The organism is Acidimicrobiales bacterium, from assembly GCA_035540975.1.
In the GTDB taxonomy this organism is placed as follows: domain Bacteria; phylum Actinomycetota; class Acidimicrobiia; order Acidimicrobiales.
The window spans coordinates 1-14408 of the sequence record DATLFN010000070.1 but is presented as its reverse complement, the minus strand read 5'-3'; the positions used below and the strand labels follow the sequence as shown (position 1 = coordinate 14408).

General features: G+C 74.6%; 22 protein-coding genes. 15 read left to right on the top strand and 7 right to left on the bottom strand.

Annotation, left to right across the window (positions count from 1 at the left end; genetic code table 11):
* The 7 genes from VM242_08570 to VM242_08540 form a co-directional block, all read left to right on the top strand.
* Positions 1-588: gamma-glutamyl-gamma-aminobutyrate hydrolase family protein (locus VM242_08570; GenBank protein ID HVM05212.1), on the top strand; the 588-nt coding region annotated here is incomplete at its 5' end.
* Positions 589-637: 49 nt separating this feature from the next.
* Positions 638-1531 (top strand): hypothetical protein, encoded by an 894-nt coding sequence (locus tag VM242_08565; protein HVM05211.1) that lies wholly within the window; start codon positions 638-640, stop codon positions 1529-1531.
* A 39-nt stretch (positions 1532-1570) separates the two neighbouring features.
* Positions 1571-2473, top strand: a complete 903-nt coding sequence (gene mca / locus VM242_08560; protein ID HVM05210.1) for a mycothiol conjugate amidase Mca — start codon at positions 1571-1573, stop codon at positions 2471-2473.
* 36 nt (positions 2474-2509) lie between these two features.
* Positions 2510-2899: an SCP2 sterol-binding domain-containing protein gene (locus VM242_08555; protein ID HVM05209.1), complete on the top strand. Its 390-nt coding sequence runs from the start codon at positions 2510-2512 to the stop codon at positions 2897-2899.
* Positions 2900-2983: 84 nt separating this feature from the next.
* On the top strand, positions 2984-4189 hold the full coding sequence (locus VM242_08550; protein ID HVM05208.1) for a hypothetical protein: 1206 nt from the start codon (positions 2984-2986) through the stop codon (positions 4187-4189).
* Positions 4190-4245: 56 nt separating this feature from the next.
* Positions 4246-4833, top strand: coding sequence for a sigma-70 family RNA polymerase sigma factor (locus VM242_08545; protein ID HVM05207.1), 588 nt, complete (start codon positions 4246-4248; stop codon positions 4831-4833).
* On the top strand, positions 4824-5663 hold the full coding sequence (locus VM242_08540; GenBank protein HVM05206.1) for an anti-sigma factor: 840 nt from the start codon (positions 4824-4826) through the stop codon (positions 5661-5663). Before VM242_08545 ends, VM242_08540 begins: the two co-directional genes overlap by 10 nt.
* A gap of 538 nt (positions 5664-6201) precedes the next feature.
* On the opposite strand, the gene VM242_08535 is transcribed toward VM242_08540, so the two are convergent.
* The 4 genes from VM242_08535 to tatA form a co-directional block, all read right to left on the bottom strand.
* A complete protein-coding gene (locus tag VM242_08535; protein ID HVM05205.1) occupies positions 6202-6894 on the bottom strand; it encodes a ferritin-like domain-containing protein in 693 nt (230 codons plus the stop codon).
* Positions 6891-7754 carry a ferritin-like domain-containing protein gene (locus VM242_08530; GenBank protein HVM05204.1) on the bottom strand — a complete coding sequence of 288 codons (864 nt, stop codon included), beginning with the start codon at positions 7752-7754 and terminating at the stop codon, positions 6891-6893. Before VM242_08530 ends, VM242_08535 begins: the two co-directional genes overlap by 4 nt.
* A 76-nt stretch (positions 7755-7830) precedes the next feature.
* Positions 7831-8211 carry a cupredoxin domain-containing protein gene (locus VM242_08525; GenBank protein ID HVM05203.1) on the bottom strand — a complete coding sequence of 127 codons (381 nt, stop codon included), beginning with the start codon at positions 8209-8211 and terminating at the stop codon, positions 7831-7833.
* Entirely contained in the window at positions 8183-8350 is a 168-nt protein-coding gene (gene tatA, locus VM242_08520) for a twin-arginine translocase TatA/TatE family subunit (protein ID HVM05202.1), read from the bottom strand. Before tatA ends, VM242_08525 begins: the two co-directional genes overlap by 29 nt.
* Before the next feature lie 168 nt (positions 8351-8518).
* On the opposite strand from tatA, the gene VM242_08515 reads away from it, so the two are divergent.
* Together VM242_08515 and tatC are read left to right on the top strand one after the other, a co-directional pair.
* Complete coding sequence (locus tag VM242_08515; protein ID HVM05201.1) at positions 8519-8725, top strand: twin-arginine translocase TatA/TatE family subunit; 207 nt, start codon at positions 8519-8521, stop codon at positions 8723-8725.
* Positions 8722-9480: a twin-arginine translocase subunit TatC gene (gene tatC, locus VM242_08510; GenBank protein ID HVM05200.1), complete on the top strand. Its 759-nt coding sequence runs from the start codon at positions 8722-8724 to the stop codon at positions 9478-9480. The genes VM242_08515 and tatC overlap by 4 nt, the downstream gene beginning before the upstream one ends.
* Before the next feature lie 22 nt (positions 9481-9502).
* On the opposite strand, the gene VM242_08505 is transcribed toward tatC, so the two are convergent.
* On the bottom strand, positions 9503-10336 hold the full coding sequence (locus VM242_08505) for a ChbG/HpnK family deacetylase (GenBank protein HVM05199.1): 834 nt from the start codon (positions 10334-10336) through the stop codon (positions 9503-9505).
* A 33-nt stretch (positions 10337-10369) separates the two neighbouring features.
* On the bottom strand, positions 10370-10927 hold the full coding sequence (locus VM242_08500; protein ID HVM05198.1) for a thermonuclease family protein: 558 nt from the start codon (positions 10925-10927) through the stop codon (positions 10370-10372).
* Between the two features lie 67 nt (positions 10928-10994).
* Here VM242_08500 and VM242_08495 point away from each other — a divergent pair, with 67 nt between their 5' ends.
* The gene (locus VM242_08495; protein HVM05197.1) at positions 10995-11186 is read left to right on the top strand and encodes a hypothetical protein; all 192 of its coding nucleotides are present in this window, start codon (positions 10995-10997) and stop codon (positions 11184-11186) included.
* A 6-nt stretch (positions 11187-11192) separates the two neighbouring features.
* Here the strand turns inward: VM242_08495 and VM242_08490 are convergent, their stop codons facing one another.
* Positions 11193-11330: a hypothetical protein gene (locus tag VM242_08490; GenBank protein HVM05196.1), complete on the bottom strand. Its 138-nt coding sequence runs from the start codon at positions 11328-11330 to the stop codon at positions 11193-11195.
* Between the two features lie 204 nt (positions 11331-11534).
* On the opposite strand from VM242_08490, the gene VM242_08485 reads away from it, so the two are divergent.
* The 5 genes from VM242_08485 (at position 11535) to VM242_08465 (ending at position 14363) form a co-directional block, all read left to right on the top strand.
* On the top strand, positions 11535-11873 hold the full coding sequence (locus VM242_08485; GenBank protein HVM05195.1) for a hypothetical protein: 339 nt from the start codon (positions 11535-11537) through the stop codon (positions 11871-11873).
* 68 nt (positions 11874-11941) lie between these two features.
* A complete protein-coding gene (locus VM242_08480; GenBank protein HVM05194.1) occupies positions 11942-12559 on the top strand; it encodes a M23 family metallopeptidase in 618 nt (205 codons plus the stop codon).
* 128 nt (positions 12560-12687) lie between these two features.
* Positions 12688-12846 (top strand): hypothetical protein, encoded by a 159-nt coding sequence (locus VM242_08475; protein ID HVM05193.1) that lies wholly within the window; start codon positions 12688-12690, stop codon positions 12844-12846.
* 226 nt (positions 12847-13072) lie between these two features.
* A complete protein-coding gene (locus VM242_08470) occupies positions 13073-13870 on the top strand; it encodes a methyltransferase domain-containing protein (GenBank protein HVM05192.1) in 798 nt (265 codons plus the stop codon).
* Positions 13871-13925: 55 nt separating this feature from the next.
* Positions 13926-14363 (top strand): hypothetical protein, encoded by a 438-nt coding sequence (locus VM242_08465; protein HVM05191.1) that lies wholly within the window; start codon positions 13926-13928, stop codon positions 14361-14363.
* The last annotated feature ends 45 nt before the right edge of the window (positions 14364-14408 follow it).

The following is a 14408-nucleotide window of genomic DNA, read 5'->3' as shown; positions in this document are numbered from 1 at the left end:
GCCCCCGACATCCCGGCCGAGGAGCTGCTCGCCCCGTTCGCCGGGCTGCTCCTCGCCGGCGGCGGCGACGTGGAGCCCACCCGCTACGGGGCTGAAAAGGTCCACCCCGCCGTCTACGGCGTCGACCACGTCCGCGACGAGGCCGAGCTCCGGCTGGCGCCCGCCGCCGTGTCCCTGGGCATCCCGTTGCTGGCCATCTGCCGGGGGATGCAGGTGCTCAACGTCGCCTTCGGCGGGACCCTCCACCAGCACCTCCCCGACCTCCAGGGCATGGACCTCCACGGCCACCCCACCCGGCACACGTCGGTGCTGCACGACGTCAAGGTCGAGCCCGGCACCCGCCTGGCGCAGGCGTGCGGCCAGGTGGTCGTGCGCTGCACGTCCCACCACCATCAGGGGGTGGACCGGCTGGGCGACGGGCTGTCGGCCGTGGCGTGGAGCGGCGACGGCCTCGTCGAAGCCGTGGAGGTCGCGGACGTCGGGTGGGCGGTCGGGGTGCAATGGCACCCGGAGCTCACCGCCGGCGAGGACCCCGTCCAACAGGCCTTGTTCGACGAGTTTGCTAGATTCGTGGGTGGTGGACACTGAACGTATCCGTCCGAGCGCCCGGCGCGCGGGACAAGTACCATTGCAGAGCATGGGCGCAGAAGGTCTGCCGGAGCGGCTCACGCGCCTGCCCGGAGTCTTGACCTGCGCCGTTTCCGACGGGGAAGTCACCCTCGAGGCGCAGGGCGGGACGGACCTCCGCCTCCTGCGGGCGCGCGCCGAAGCGGTGTGCGCGGCCACCGGCGACGCGCGCAGCGTGGTCGTCGTCATCGCCGCCGCCCCACCGCCCGAACCGGCCCGGACGGGCAGCGTCGCCGCCGCCCTCCGCCGAGCGGGCCGCCCCGACATGGTCGCCGTCGTGTCCGCCGCCGCCCTGGCGCTCATCGCCGTGGCCCCCGACGGCGGCCCTTCGCCCGTCCCCACCACCACGGTCGCGCTCGCCATCGCGCCCGGCGGCGACCCGCCCGCGCCGGCGGCCGACGGGCCGGCCCGGGCCGGCCCCCGCGCGGCCGTGGCACGGGGGACGGCGGCCCACGTCGAGGTCGCCGAGGCCGTGGACGACGTGACCCCGGTCCCCGAGGTCGTCGACGAGCCGGCAGCCCTCGACGGGGCCGCCACGCTGCGGGGCCTGACCGGCGCCTCCCGCCCGCCAGCCGGCCGTCCTGCCTCCAGCCGGCCCGCAGTCGCCACGACGCCTCCGCCCACCGTTCCCGTCGCCTCCCCGCCTCCTGCCGCCGCGCCCACCGCCCCGGCCACCACCCCGCCTGCCGCGCCGCCCGCCGATCCGCCGGCGCCGCCCACCGATCCGCCGGCGCCGCCCGTCGAGGCGCCGGGGGCCGCCCTCCCCGAGCAGAGTCGCCGGCCCGACGAGCTCCCGGCCCCGGCGGTGGCCGCCGAGCACCGCGCCACGCCACCGGCGTCCTCGGCTGCCGCCGGCCATCGCCCCGACGGGGTCCCGCCCGAGCACGCCCGCCCCGACCGCTGACGGTCCGTCGTCGCCTTCCGCCGTCCTAACGTGTCGGCGATGAGCGAGCGGTTGTGCCTCCTCTCGGTCCACGCCCATCCCGACGACGAGGCGTCCAAGGGAGCGGGCACGGTGGCCCGGTACGCGGCGAACGGCGTCCACACCGTGCTGGTGTGCTGCACCGGTGGTGAGGAGGGCGACATCCTCAACCCGGCCATGGACCGCCCCGACGTGCGGGAGCGCCTGGCGGAGATCCGCAGGGAGGAGCTGGCCAGGGCGGCGGAGGCGATCGGCTACGCCGAGGTCGTCCTCCTCGGGTACCGGGACTCGGGCATGCCGGGCACCGAGGCCAACGCCCACCCGGACTCGTTCGCCCGGGCCGATCTCGACGAAGCCGTGGGCCGCCTGGTCCGGGAGATCCGCCGGGCCCGACCGCAGGTGATCGTCACCTACCACGAGGACCAGAAGGGCTACCCGCACCCCGACCACCTGCGGGTGCACGACATCTCCGTGCTCGCCTTCGACCGGGCCGGCGACCCGAGCGCCTACCCCGACCTGGGCGAGCCGTGGCAGCCGCTGAAGATGTACTACACGCTGTGGTCGCACCGGCGGACGCGGGCGCTCCACGAGAAGCACCTGGAGCTGGGCCTGGAGTCGCCGTGGGGCGATCGGCTCGAGGGCCCCGGGAACGACCACTACATCACGACCGTCATCGACGTCACCGGCCACACCCGGGCCCGGCGGGAGGCACTGCTCGCCCACGCCACCCAGATCGACCCGACGTCACCGCGGTGGTTCGGGCTGCCCCCCGACGTGGCCGACGCCGTCCACCCCTTCGAGGAGTACACCCTCGCCCGCAGCCTGGTGGAGACGACCCTGCCCGAGGACGACCTGTTCGCGGGCGTGGTCGAGGGCGCCGGCGGGGCGGCGACGCACTCGGCGGTGCCGGCGGACCGGCGTTAGATTCGCCCAGCGATCGCCGGCGAACCAGGAGCGCAGATGCCGAAGTTCCTCACCCAGGAGTGGCACGACGAGTCGAGGCGGATGGCCGAGGGCCAGCCCGAGCGGCCCGGCGCGTCCGCCCGCATGCAGTACGTCGTGACGGGGGCGCCCGGCGGCGAGGACGTCAGGTACTACTGGGTGCTGGAGAACGGGAAGCTGCTGGAGAGCGCCCTGGGCGAGCTCGAGGACTCCGAGATCACCCTCACCCAGTCCTGGACCGACGCCGTCGCCATCCAGAAGGGCGAGCTCGATCCCAGCGCCGCGTTCATGCAGGGGCGGATCAAGGTCACGGGCAACATGGCCAAGCTCATGTCCCTGCTCCCGATCACCGGCTCGCCCGAGTACAAGGCGCTCCAGGAGGAGATCCGCCAGATCACCGAATACTGACCGGTGACGGGCGCGGGCTATCGTCCGCCCGGTACCCGCCGGCGCCCGGCGCCCGGCCCGTTCCGTCACGAGGAGCACCGATACATGAGCAGGGCCAGGTTGAAGCTGTCGGCGTTCGTCCTGGCCGCGGCCGTCCTCGGGACGGCCTGCGGAGGCGGGGGCGACGGTGAGACGGCGCCCACCACGGTGCCCGAGTACAACGTCGACGAAGGCGTCGGTTCCAGCGCCGCCGACCTGCGGACCGACGTCACCACCCTGCTCCAGGAGCACGCCCTTCTCGTCGGGTTGGCGTCGGCCACCTCGATCGGCGGCGGCGACCCGGCGCCCGTCACCGCGGTGCTGGACCAGAACAGCGCCGCGCTCGGCGACCTGATCACAGGGCTCTACGGTGCCCCCGCCGGCCCGGCCTTCCTCGACGCGTGGCGGCGCCATGCCGCCGGCCTCCTCGCCTTCGCCGCCGTGGCGCCCAGCGGTGACAAGGCGGCGATGGACAAGGCCCGCAACGACCTCCTCCCGATCCAGGGGGAGATCGCCGCCACCCTGAACACGGCGAACCCCCAGCTCACCAAGGAGGGCGTCGGCGAGGCGCTCGACGGGTACGCCCGGGGGCTGCAGACGGCGATCACCGCCCAGGCCAAGGACGACGAGGCGGCCTTCTCCAAGCTGAAGGAGGCCGTCGACGAGATGGCGGCCCCCGCCATGGTCCTCACCGCCGGCATCGTCAAGTTCCGGCCCGACGACTTCAAGGGCGCCTACGACGGCATCGGTGCCGCCATGCGGGCCGAGCTGTCTTCCAAGCTCCAGGAGCACACCTACCTGGCCGGCGTGGCCGGGGCGACCGTCGTGGCCGGCGCCGACTCCGAGGGCGTCACCGACGCCATGGAGGAGAACTCCCTGGAGCTGTCCCGGGCGTTCGGCACGGTCTACGGCGACGAGGCCCAGGACCAGTTCCTCGGCCTGTGGCGCCAGCACATCGACCTCGTGCTCGACTTCGCCGCCGCGGCCAGGGCGAACGACGCGGCGGGCATGACCAGGGCCCGGGGCGACCTCGACGCGTACCGGTCGGCCTTCGGGGCGTTCTTGTCGAAGGCCAACCCCAACTTCGCCGCCCGCGACGTCGAGCGGGCGCTGGGCGTGCACGTCGACAGCCTCCTCGCCGCCGTGACGGCGGAGGCCGCCCAGGACCCGGCCCGCGTCGCCAAGCTCAAGGAGGCCGCCGGTCACATGCCCGAGACGGGTCTCTACCTGGCCACCGGGATCGCCAGGCAGTTCCCCGCCAAGTTCGGGTGACGGGTCCTCCGGTGGGCCCGCAATCCACCGGTGCGGGTGGCTCCGAAGAGGGGCTGATGCGGGGGTCGCTCCACGACATGAGTGACGGCGGACTGGTGGTGGCCATCGCGCGCTACCGCCAGGAGGCGCTGGCCGAGGCGTACCGGCGCCACGCCGGGGCGGTCTACGCGCTGGCCCGCCGCGTCCTGCTCGACGTCACCGCCGCCGAGGAGGTGGTGCAGGAGGTCTTCCTGCGCCTGTGGACCCAGCCCGACAAGTTCGACCCGGACCGCGGGTCGCTGCGGTCGTACCTCCTGGCCCAGACCCACGGCCGGTCCGTCGACCTCCTCCGCTCCGACACCTCGCGCCGCCGCCGCGAGGAACGCGAGGCCCGCCAGACGGCGGAGGCCGGGTACGATCTCGAGCACGAAGTCTGGGACCTCGCCGTGGCCGACCAGGTGAAGAAGGTCGTCGCCGTGCTGCCGCCGGCCGAGCGCAAGGCCATCGAGCTGGCGTACTTCGGCGGTCACACCTACCGCGAGGTCGCCACCCTGCTGGGCGAGCCCGAGGGCACGGTCAAGAGCCGGATCCGGGCGGGCCTCAAGCGGATGCGGGCCGCCCTCAAGTCGAGCGAGTTCACGGAATCGGACCTGGCATGGAGCTGACCCACGACGAGATCGAGGAGCTGTTGGGCGCCTACGCCCTCGACGCGGTGTCGCCCGAGGAGGCGGACGCCGTGGAGCTCCACCTGCGCGACTGCCCGCGCTGCCGGACCGAGGTCGCCCAGCACCGGGAGACGGCGGGCGTGCTGGCGTACGCCGGGTCGCCGGCGCCCTCGCAGCTGTGGGACCGCATCGCACACGCCCTCGAGGCGGACGACTCGGCGCCGCCCGAGCTGGACCTGGCCCGGGTGGTGTCCATGACCGACAGGGCCGAGCGCCGTGCCGCCATGGAGCGGGAGGCCCGCCGGAGCGGTCGCCGCCGTGACCGCCGTGCCCGGCGGCCGGGTGAGCGACGGGCGCTGCCCCTGCGGGTCGCGGCGGCCTCGGCGGCGGTGGCCGCCGGCGTGATCGGCGTGCTCGGGGTCCAGGTCGCCCGCCTCGACGATCGCACCGACCAGCTGGCCGACGCCCTCGGCCGGGAGGGCCTCGACCAGGCCGTCCAGGTCGCCCTGTTCGACGCGTCGGCCCGTCGCATCGAGATGCGCTCGGAGGACGGCGCCCGGTTCGCCCAGGCCGTGGTCCGGGACAACGGCGACGGCTTCCTCGTGCGCGACAACCTGCCCGGCCTGGCCGACGACCGCACCTACCAGGTGTGGGCCATCGTCGGCGACCAGCCCGTCTCGATCGGCGTGCTGGGCAACGACCCGGGCGTCGCCGCCTTCAAGGTGTCGGCTCCCGGTGTCACCATGCTGGCCGTCACCGCCGAGCGCGCCGGTGGTGCCACCGCCCCGACGTCGTCCCCCGTCGTCGCCGGGATGCTCCCCGTCACCTGACGGAGGCGGTGAGCGACGGCTCGCCCGTCGCCTCGCCGACGTGCGGCACGATCGGGGCGCGCCGCCACTCGCCCTCCGACCCGGAGCGTCGCGACGACGCACGCCTCGCCCTCCGACCCGGGGCGTCGCGACGACGCACGCCTCGCCCTCCGACCCGGAGCGTGGCGACGACGCACGCCTCGCCCCTCCGACCGGGGGCGTCGCGACGACGCACGCCTCGCCCTCCGACCGGGGGCGTCGCGACGACGCACGCCTCGCGTCCGACCGGAGTGTCGCCGGTCCGCACGACGGCCGTACCGACCGGAGCGTCGCCGGTCGGTACGCGTGCCGTACCGGGTCACCTCGCTCGTCGCCGCACAGCGCCCAGCGGCTGCTCGTGCGTGCCCGCAGGGGGCCGTCGAGGGCGGCCCGAGTCGGCCGGCCATGGCGGCACGGCGAAGGGCGAGCGCGCCCGTGGTCGCCCGGGCGCGCCACGACCCGCCCTCGCGGGCGGGTCGTGGTGGCGGGCGGAGGCCGGTGGGGGACCGGCCTCGCACGGTTACGCCGGCTTCGCCGCCTTGTCGGTCTTGGCGAAGACGTCGGGCACGGGGTACTCGCCCAGCACGAAGTTGAGGATCGCCACGTGCTTGGCGTCGATGGCCTGGATGGACGCCGCCAGCTTCACGGCGTCGTCGCTCTTCAGGCTCGGGATGGCGCTGAGGTAGGTGGCCGCCGCCGTCTCCTCCAGCGTGCGGGCCAGCTTGGCGGCGTCGGCCACCGTCTTGGCCTTGCCGAACTCGGCGTCGACCACCGGCTTGAGCTGGGCGTTGGGGGTCGACACCGCCGACCTGCCGGCGCCGGTGATGACCTTGTTCCACGCCGCGAGGTGCTCCTCGTGGTGCGACATGGCGGTCTTCACGAACTCGGCGACGGCCGGCGGCACGGCGCCGAGCTTGTTGGCCGTGGCGGCGTCGAGCGCCGCCTTGTAGGTGCCCACGGCGAGGACCTCGAGGCCGGCGGCGAACTCGGCGACGGCCAGGTCGCCGTCCGCCCCGCCCTCGGCGTCCGACGTGCCGGTGGTGTCGGTGGTGGCCGCCTCGTCGTCGTCGCTGCCGCAGGCGGCGGTGACGACGGCCAGTCCGGCGGCCAGGCCGCTGCCGATGAGGAACCGGCGGCGGTTGAACGAAGCCGTCGAGAGCTGTTCGAGGGCGGTGGGCTCACTGTCCATCTGGTCGATGATCTCCTGGGTCACTTGACGGCCCCCGTCGTCGGTTCGGCGATGGTGGTGACGGGCTCGAAGGCCTCGGGGAAGGCCACGCTCCCGGCGGCGGCCGGCAGCTTGGCGGCGTCCGACCCGATCGGGATCTTGATGAGCTCCGGCGCGCCCCCTGCGATGAGGGCCTTGACGGCCCGCAGGACGGCGGCGTGCTGCGTCTCGACGCCCATGACGCTGGCCATGAGCCTCTTGGCGGTCGAGTCCTCGAGCTGGATGGTGTTCTGGAGGTAGGTCTGGGTCGCCACCGTCTCGAGCGTCTCGGCGAGGTTCACCACGTCGAGCGGGCCCTTGAGCGTCGGCTTGGCCTGCTCGACGACGGGCAGGAACTTGGCGTTGGGCTGGGTCTGCTCCTTGCCGCCGAGCGCCTTCGTCTGCTGCTGGAAGGCCTTGCGGTGCTCGTCGTGCTGCATCATGGTCGTCTGGGCGAACTTCACCACGACGGGGTTGCCGTTCTTGATGAAGTCGAGGCTCAGGGCCGCCCCGTAGGTGGCGACGGCCAGGATCTCCAGCGACGAGGCGGTCTGGAGGATCTGGACGTCGAGCGCCTCGTCGGCACGGGCGGGGGAGGCGAGGAAGCCGGCGAGCAGCGCCCCGAACCCTCCGCCGACCAGCCCGCGGGCGGCCAGGCCGCCCCCGCCCAGACCCATGCTGCGCAGGATCGAACGGCGGTTGGCGTTGAAGCGGTTGATCTCGTCGACGTTGATCTCCTGGCCCCGACGCTCCTCGCGGATCTCGACCAGCTCGGGGAGCGTGGCGTTGATGTCGCGGAGGGCGTCGACCTGGAGATCCTGCGACTCGACGATCAACTCGTTGAGTGATCGGTCATCGATGGTCACCGAAGCGGTCTTCCTTTCAGCTTGCGAGGTGAGCGCCCGGGGGGCGGGCGACCCGTATGTCGGGCGGTCTTCGGGACTAGCCACCGACCCGGATGACGCCCCGCATGTAGTCGTGGATGTCGCAGTGGTAGGTGAGCTCGCCGGCGGCCGAGAGGGTGATCTCCTTGCTCTCGTCCCGGGCCAGCTCACCGGTGTCGAACGACATGTCGTCCGCCGTGGCGGTGTGCGGCGCGTCGTCCTTGTTGACGACGCGCACCACGGTGCCCACCGGGACGGTGAGCGGCTCGGGGGAGAACGCGAAGTTCTCGATGGTGAGGACGTCGCCGCCACCGGCGGCCCCCGGGTCAGGGTCGCTGTCGGAGCCACAGCCCCCGGCGACGACGGTGAGGACGAGGGCGGCCAGCGCGGCGGCCCGGCGCCCGGCCCCCCTACTTGGCCAGCGCATCGGGGTCGTCACTGCCCTTGTCGCGGATGCCGGCCTTGAACTCGCTCGACGCCTGCCCGAGCGAGCGGGCCAGGGCGGGAAGGCGCGTCGAGCCGAACAGCAGCAGCACCACGGCGAGGATGACGAGGATCTCCGTCGCTCCGAGGCCCATGGGGTCCTCCTTCGTTTCCGTGCCCGACGGTTCGGGCAGCCGGATCTTCCTACGGGAGGGCGGACCGGCGCGGATGACACCACGTCCAGGCCCGTCCATGGGCTCGTAGGAAGCGTGCCCCCCTCCCGCGGACCCGGAGATGCCAGCGCCATGTTCAACCTCGGACCCATGGAAGTGCTCGTGATCGTGGTGGTCGCCCTCGTGGTGCTCGGCCCCCAGCGACTGCCCGACGCCATGCGCCAGGTGGGCAAGGCGGTGGGCGAGGCCCGCCGCTGGTCGACCTCCCTCACCACCACGGTGCAGTCGGCGATGGACCCCGGGCCCGACCGGCCGGCGCCCGCCCCGGCGGCCGAAGTCACCGAGGCATCGGTGTGAGCGTTCTCGAGCGGGAGCGCCCCGCCCCGCCCCCGTTGCCCGCCCCGGGCGGGCCGGCCATGCCGGTCGTCGCGCACCTCACCGAGCTCCGCAACCGGCTGATCGTGTCGGTCGCCGCTCTCGCCGTCGGCGCCGTGGTCGGCTTCGCCCTCTACGACCCGATCCTGCGGTGGCTGCTCGGCCCCTACGTGACGGTCACCGGGACGTCCACGCTGTTCATCACCGACCCGCTGGAGGGGTTCTCCACGCGGTTGAAGGTGTCCGGCTACACGGGCGTGGTCCTCGCCATGCCGGTGGTGCTCTGGCAGCTGTGGCGGTTCGTGACGCCCGGTCTGCACCGGCGCGAGCGGCGCCTCGCCGTGCCCTTCGTCTCGAGCGCGGTGGGGCTCTTCGTGCTGGGCGCCGGGCTGGCGTTCTGGACGCTGCCCAAGGCCCTCGAGTTCCTGGTGGAGATCGGCGGCGAGAACCTGGAGACGATCTTCAGCCCGGGCAAGTACCTCGGCCTGGTGACGTTCATGATGCTGGCGTTCGGGCTCGCCTTCGAGTTCCCGGTCGTGCTCCTGTTCCTCCAGCTGGCCCGCATCCTCCCCAGCCGCAGGCTGCGCGACTGGCGCCGGCCCGTGGCCGTGGGCATCTTCGTGTTCGTGGCGATCGTGACCCCGAGCCAGGACCCCTACTCCCTGTTCGCCCTGGCCGTCCCCATGTACGCGTTCTACGAGCTGTCCATCGTGGCCGGGCGCCTGTTGAAGCGGTGACCGGGGGCCCACGGGCCGGCCGTCACCCGGCGCGCATGGCCTCCCGCAGGGGGCGGTAGCCCACCAGCTCGACGCCGGCGCGCGAGGCCAGGCTGCGGAAGCCGTGGTCGTTCACGAGCAGGTCGTGGTCGTCCACCCGGGCGGCCCAGTCGGGGGCCAGCGCCCGCAGCTCGGAGGCGTCGACGGCGGGGCGGGCCACCACCTCGGTGACGCCCGCCTCGAGCGAGAACAGCACCCGCTCCAGCGCCCGGCGCACGCCCGTGCCCCGCAGCTCCACCGTGTTGTCGGGGAACAGGACGCCCTCCTCGGCCGCCAGGCTCCGGAACGGGAACCCGACGTCGCGTTCGGTGGACGGGCCCGAGAGTCGGATCGGGAGGCGGAAGTCGACGGCGAGCTGGAGGTAGATGTCGAAGAACTCGGGCCGGCCCTGGAGCACGTCGAGGTGCGAGTCGAGGTGGCTCACGTCGAAGCCCCACAGGATGGCCCGCTCGATCTGGGCCCGCAGCTCCTTGGCCACCTCGTCGAGGTCGGCGTGGTCCCAGACGTCCTCCAGCGTGCGGGGGAAGCCGCCGTCGCCGTCGAGCAGCGACGGCGCGTGGGTGATGGGGCCCCAGCGGTAGACCTCGAGCTCGGCGTTGAGGGTGAGGTGCACGCCCACGTCCTCGCCCAGGTAGCGGGCCGCCGCCTCGCGGGCCCAGGGGCCGGGGACCATGAGGCTGGCGCTGGTGGCGATGCCGTGGCGCAGGGCCTCGTACACGCCGACGTTGGCGGCGTGGCTGGCGCCGAGGTCGGCGCAGTTGACCAGGAGGACCTTGGCGTCGGTGGGGAACCCGAGTCGTTCGGCGACGGTGCGCACGCCCGGGACCGTAGCCCCGGCGGTGCCGCCGGGTCAGCCGCCCTCGCCGTTGCCGCCGCCCGCGGGCAGCGACACGTCGGGCCCGCCGCAGCGCCCCCACAACCCCCGCCGGGCCTGGCGGGCGGCCCGCACGGCCGCCACGAGCTCGTCGGCGTGGGCGACGTTGGGCGGGTAGGTGAGCGTGGTGGCGAAGCCCTCACGCGCCATGGCCAGGTTGACGAAGAGCCCGTCGGACGCCCGGTAGACGTAGGCGAGGAGCCGGTCGTAGCGGTCCCGCGCCTCGACGTCGCGCACCAGGCGGACGGGCGTGCCCGGCGGGAGCAGCTCGGTCATGCGGCGGCTCGCCTCCGCCCCGAAGCATTCGCGCAGCCCGCCCTGGCCGTGCGTCTCCGGCGTGTCGATGCCGATCAGGCGGACCCGCTCCTCGGCGCCGCCGATGGTGACGCGGACGGTGTCGCCGTCCACCACCCGGGTGATCTCGGCCCGGCCCGCGTCGGCCGCGGCGTGCGACGGCGAGGGCGACGTGTCCCGCCCGCACGCCGCGCCGGCGAGCACGACGGCGGCGGCGAGCATGACGCGGGCGGTGCGCACGGTCGCCATCTTGGCCGCCGCCGGCGCTCCGCGAGCCCGGAGACCCGCGTCCCGGTACCCTCTCGTCGTGGGCCAGCTGTTCCTCGACGAGCGGGGCCAGGCGTTGCGGGTGACGTGGCACGCCGAGGCGGGGGTGGTGGTGCTCAGCATCTGGCGGGCCGACGTGTGCGTGGGCACGGTGCGGCTCGGGCCGGACGACGTGCGACGCCTGGCGTCGTTCCTGGAGGACGCCAGGACGGCGGAGGCGCCGGCGCCGTAGCCCCGGTCAGGCGGCGACCGGGCGGGAGGCGGCCCGGAGGGCGGCGCGGGCCTGGGCGACGCCTTGGCGGCCCCGCTCCCGGGTGGCCTCGTCGAGGCGCCAGTCGGCCCCGTCGTCGTCGAGGAGGATCAGCTGTCGTTCCATGTCCCCGAGTATGAACGGGGGGTGTGACAACGCGTCCCCGGGCGGGGTGCGCCGCCACGTTCGGTTACCCGGGAGCGGCGGGGCGTGACACGATGACCGGGTGACCCGAAGCCCGCGCTCCTGCGAGCGGCCCGGCGCACCGCCCGCCGCCGCCCCGACCGACCCCTCCGAGCACTCCTCCCGCCGCCGTGCGGGGAGGTCGTCGTGAAGCAGGACAGCATCGCCTTGCGGTGCCTGCTGGTCATCGGCATCGGGGTCATCGGCTGCCTCGGCTTCCTGCTCCTGCCCTTCGAGGCGGCGGGGGGGCTCGACTGCGAGTCGGCGCTGAAGGGCGCCGATCCCAAGGAGCGGGCCACCGAGGGATTCCTCGTCAACCGTGAGGAAAAGGCGTGCAGCGACAAGAGCGGCAGCCGCGTCACCATCACGGGCATCGTCGGGTTGCTCTGGCTGACCGTGGGCATCGGCGCCGCCACCCTCCCGGAGAGCTTCGTGGAGAAGGTCGTCTTCGGCGGCGAGGACCCCGAAGAGGTCTTCGAGCGCTGAGGCTCCCGGCTGGTCGCCGGGGCGTGAGCAGGAGGAACGGGCCCGGCGGCGAACTGGTACGGGACCAGATGCGACGGCCACGGCGTCTTCGGGCGCGCATCGCACGCCTGGTCCGGGGAACGGCCGTCTGGGGATCGGCGGGCTTCATCTGGGCCGTGGTGTTCGCCGAACCGGCAACCTCGCCGCCGGCCCGGTCGGCGACCGCGCCCGGTGAGACGCCCGTGTACGCGGAGCTGGCGGCGGCGGTGGCCGGGCGTCTGCACCGGCCCCAGGCCGCCTCCCGCTCCGAGCCGGCGCCGCCCCCGCCCGTGGCGTGGCCCGCCCGTGGCCAGCTCACCGGCTGGTACGGCGAGCGCCGCGGTGCCGCCCGTCACCCCGGCGTCGACATCGACGGCGCCACCGGCGACCCGGTGACCGCGGCTGCGGCCGGCACGGTGGTCCACGCCGGACCGGCGCCGGCCGGGTACTCGGGCTACGGCACCGTGGTGATCCTCGACCACGGGGACCTCACCAGCATCTACGCCCACCTGTCGAAGGTGACGGTGCGGGCCGGCCAGGACGTGGTCACCGGCCAGTCGCTCGGCGCCATCGGCACCACCGGGTCGGTCACCGGGTCGCATCTCCACTTCGAGGTGCGCCGGGGCGGGGCGGCCATCGACCCCGAGGGGTGGCTGCCCCGCCGGTAGTCCCATGGGGCGAACGTTCGCCGGCCTCGCCGCCCGACTCCACCGACGGGTCGCAACGGAGCCGTCTAGTGGGCCGGCGCCTCCGCCCGGCGGGCGTGGCGGCGCGGCGCCGGGGTAGAACGCCGGTCATGCGACCCGACACGAACGACGGCGGCCCGGCGGCGCCGTCCGGCCGGCCCGAGACCACCGAGGACCAGCGGGGCGAGGGGCAGCCCGCCGACCCCCGGGCGGTGGACGACGCCGCCGAGGAGGCGGAGGCGCTCGAGCGGCCGCCGTCCGGTGCGTAGGCGCCGATCGCCGGGGTGGACGGACGGCAGCCAGCACGATCCCGGCGTGACCGTGCTCGAGCTCCTCGCCTACAGCCTGGCGGCCGCCGCCGCCGGAGCCGTGGCCGTCGCCGTGGGCCGGCGACGGGCCTGCCGCGACCGGCGCTGACCGGCGCCGGCCGGCGGTTCCCGGACGACGGGCGCCGACGACCGGTACGGTGGCGCCCGACGAGGTCAGGGGGGGCCGGTGCCGGAGTACGCGCTCGAGCTGAGCGACGACGAGCGAGCCCGCTACCGGCTCATGGCCGAGGCGGCCCGCCGGTCGGAGGCCGCGTCGTGGGCGACCGCCGGGATCGCCGAGGGCGCTCGCGTGGCCGACGTCGGCTGCGGCCCGGCGGCCGTGTCCGTCGTCGTCGCCGGGGTGGTGGGGCCCACCGGCCACGTGTGGGCCGTCGACGGCACGCCGGAGACGGCCGCCGCCGCCCGGGAGACGGTGGAGGCGGCGGGCGCCACGAACATCACGGTCTCGACGGGCGACGCCGCCGACACCGGCCTCGAGCCCGGCAGCGTCGACGTGGTGATGATCCGCCACGTGCTCGCCCACAACGGCCCGTCGGAGCAGGCCATCGTCGACCACGCCGCCGCGCTCGTGCGCCCGGGGGGTGCCGTCCTCCTCGTCGACACCGACGCCGCCGCCGTGCGGGCGCGCCCGGAGGACCCGGACGTGATGGACCTCGACGCCCGCTACCGCCAGTGGCACGCCCAGCGGGGCAACGACCTCGCCGTCGGCCTCCGCCTCGACGAGCTGCTGGAGAAGGCGGGGCTCGACGTGGTGGCGTACGAAGGGCGCTTCGAGATCGTCCGCCTCCCGCCCGGCATACGCCCGCCGGCGTGGGCGGCTCGCGACGCACTCACGGTCGCCGGCCTGGCCGGCGCCGACGACATCGCCCGCTGGCATGCGGCCCTCGACCGGTACGCGGGCACGACCCCGCCGCCGAAGCTGTTCGCGCCGATCTTCCTGGCCGTCGGTCGCAGGCCGGCGTGACGGCGGACGTCGCCTCCCGTTTGTCGCTGTCGGGCCGTCGGGTAAGGGGCTGCCCGTGAGCGACTACGACGACATGATCGCCCGGGCCGACGCCGAGCAGGCGGACGGGCGGTTCAAGGAGGCTTCGATCGACTACGGGCGGGCGCTGGCCATCGGCGGCCCTCAGGACCGCTACTGCCGCCACATGCGCGGCGTGTGCGCCCGCCGTGTCGGCCTCCAGCGCCTCGACAAGGCGGACCGGCACCCCGAGCAGCGGTCGAGCTTCCTCGACCAGGCGGCCCGCTGGCTCACCAAGTCGGAGGCCAACCTCGACTCCGCCCTGGAGGGCGCCGAGGACGGCGAGCGGGGCCGGATACGCCTCGAGCAGGCGCTCACCGAGGAGTCCCTGGCCCGCTACCTGGAGATGTCCGGCGGCGACTCGCGCCGGCGTGTGTCCGAGGCGGAGCGGCACCGGCACGAGGCGACGGCGCTCTCCGGCCGCCCGCCCCGCTAGCGCCGGCCAGGAGCACGGGACCGCCCGGCGGGGCGACGGTGGCGG

Excerpts from the sequence above, each read along its gene's own strand:
- VM242_08555 (HVM05209.1), top strand. The coding sequence starts at position 2,510 with ATGCCGAAGTTCCTCACCCAGGAGTGGCACGACGAGTCGAGGCGGATG.
- tatA (HVM05202.1), bottom strand. The coding sequence starts at position 8,350 with ATGGGCCTCGGAGCGACGGAGATCCTCGTCATCCTCGCCGTGGTGCTG.
- VM242_08565 (HVM05211.1), top strand. The coding sequence starts at position 638 with ATGGGCGCAGAAGGTCTGCCGGAGCGGCTCACGCGCCTGCCCGGAGTC.
- mca (HVM05210.1), top strand. The coding sequence starts at position 1,571 with ATGAGCGAGCGGTTGTGCCTCCTCTCGGTCCACGCCCATCCCGACGAC.
- VM242_08550 (HVM05208.1), top strand. The coding sequence starts at position 2,984 with ATGAGCAGGGCCAGGTTGAAGCTGTCGGCGTTCGTCCTGGCCGCGGCC.
- VM242_08480 (HVM05194.1), top strand. The coding sequence starts at position 11,942 with ATGCGACGGCCACGGCGTCTTCGGGCGCGCATCGCACGCCTGGTCCGG.
- VM242_08545 (HVM05207.1), top strand. The coding sequence starts at position 4,246 with ATGCGGGGGTCGCTCCACGACATGAGTGACGGCGGACTGGTGGTGGCC.
- VM242_08475 (HVM05193.1), top strand. The coding sequence starts at position 12,688 with ATGCGACCCGACACGAACGACGGCGGCCCGGCGGCGCCGTCCGGCCGG.
- VM242_08515 (HVM05201.1), top strand. The coding sequence starts at position 8,519 with ATGGAAGTGCTCGTGATCGTGGTGGTCGCCCTCGTGGTGCTCGGCCCC.
- VM242_08540 (HVM05206.1), top strand. The coding sequence starts at position 4,824 with ATGGAGCTGACCCACGACGAGATCGAGGAGCTGTTGGGCGCCTACGCC.
- VM242_08490 (HVM05196.1), bottom strand. The coding sequence starts at position 11,330 with ATGGAACGACAGCTGATCCTCCTCGACGACGACGGGGCCGACTGGCGC.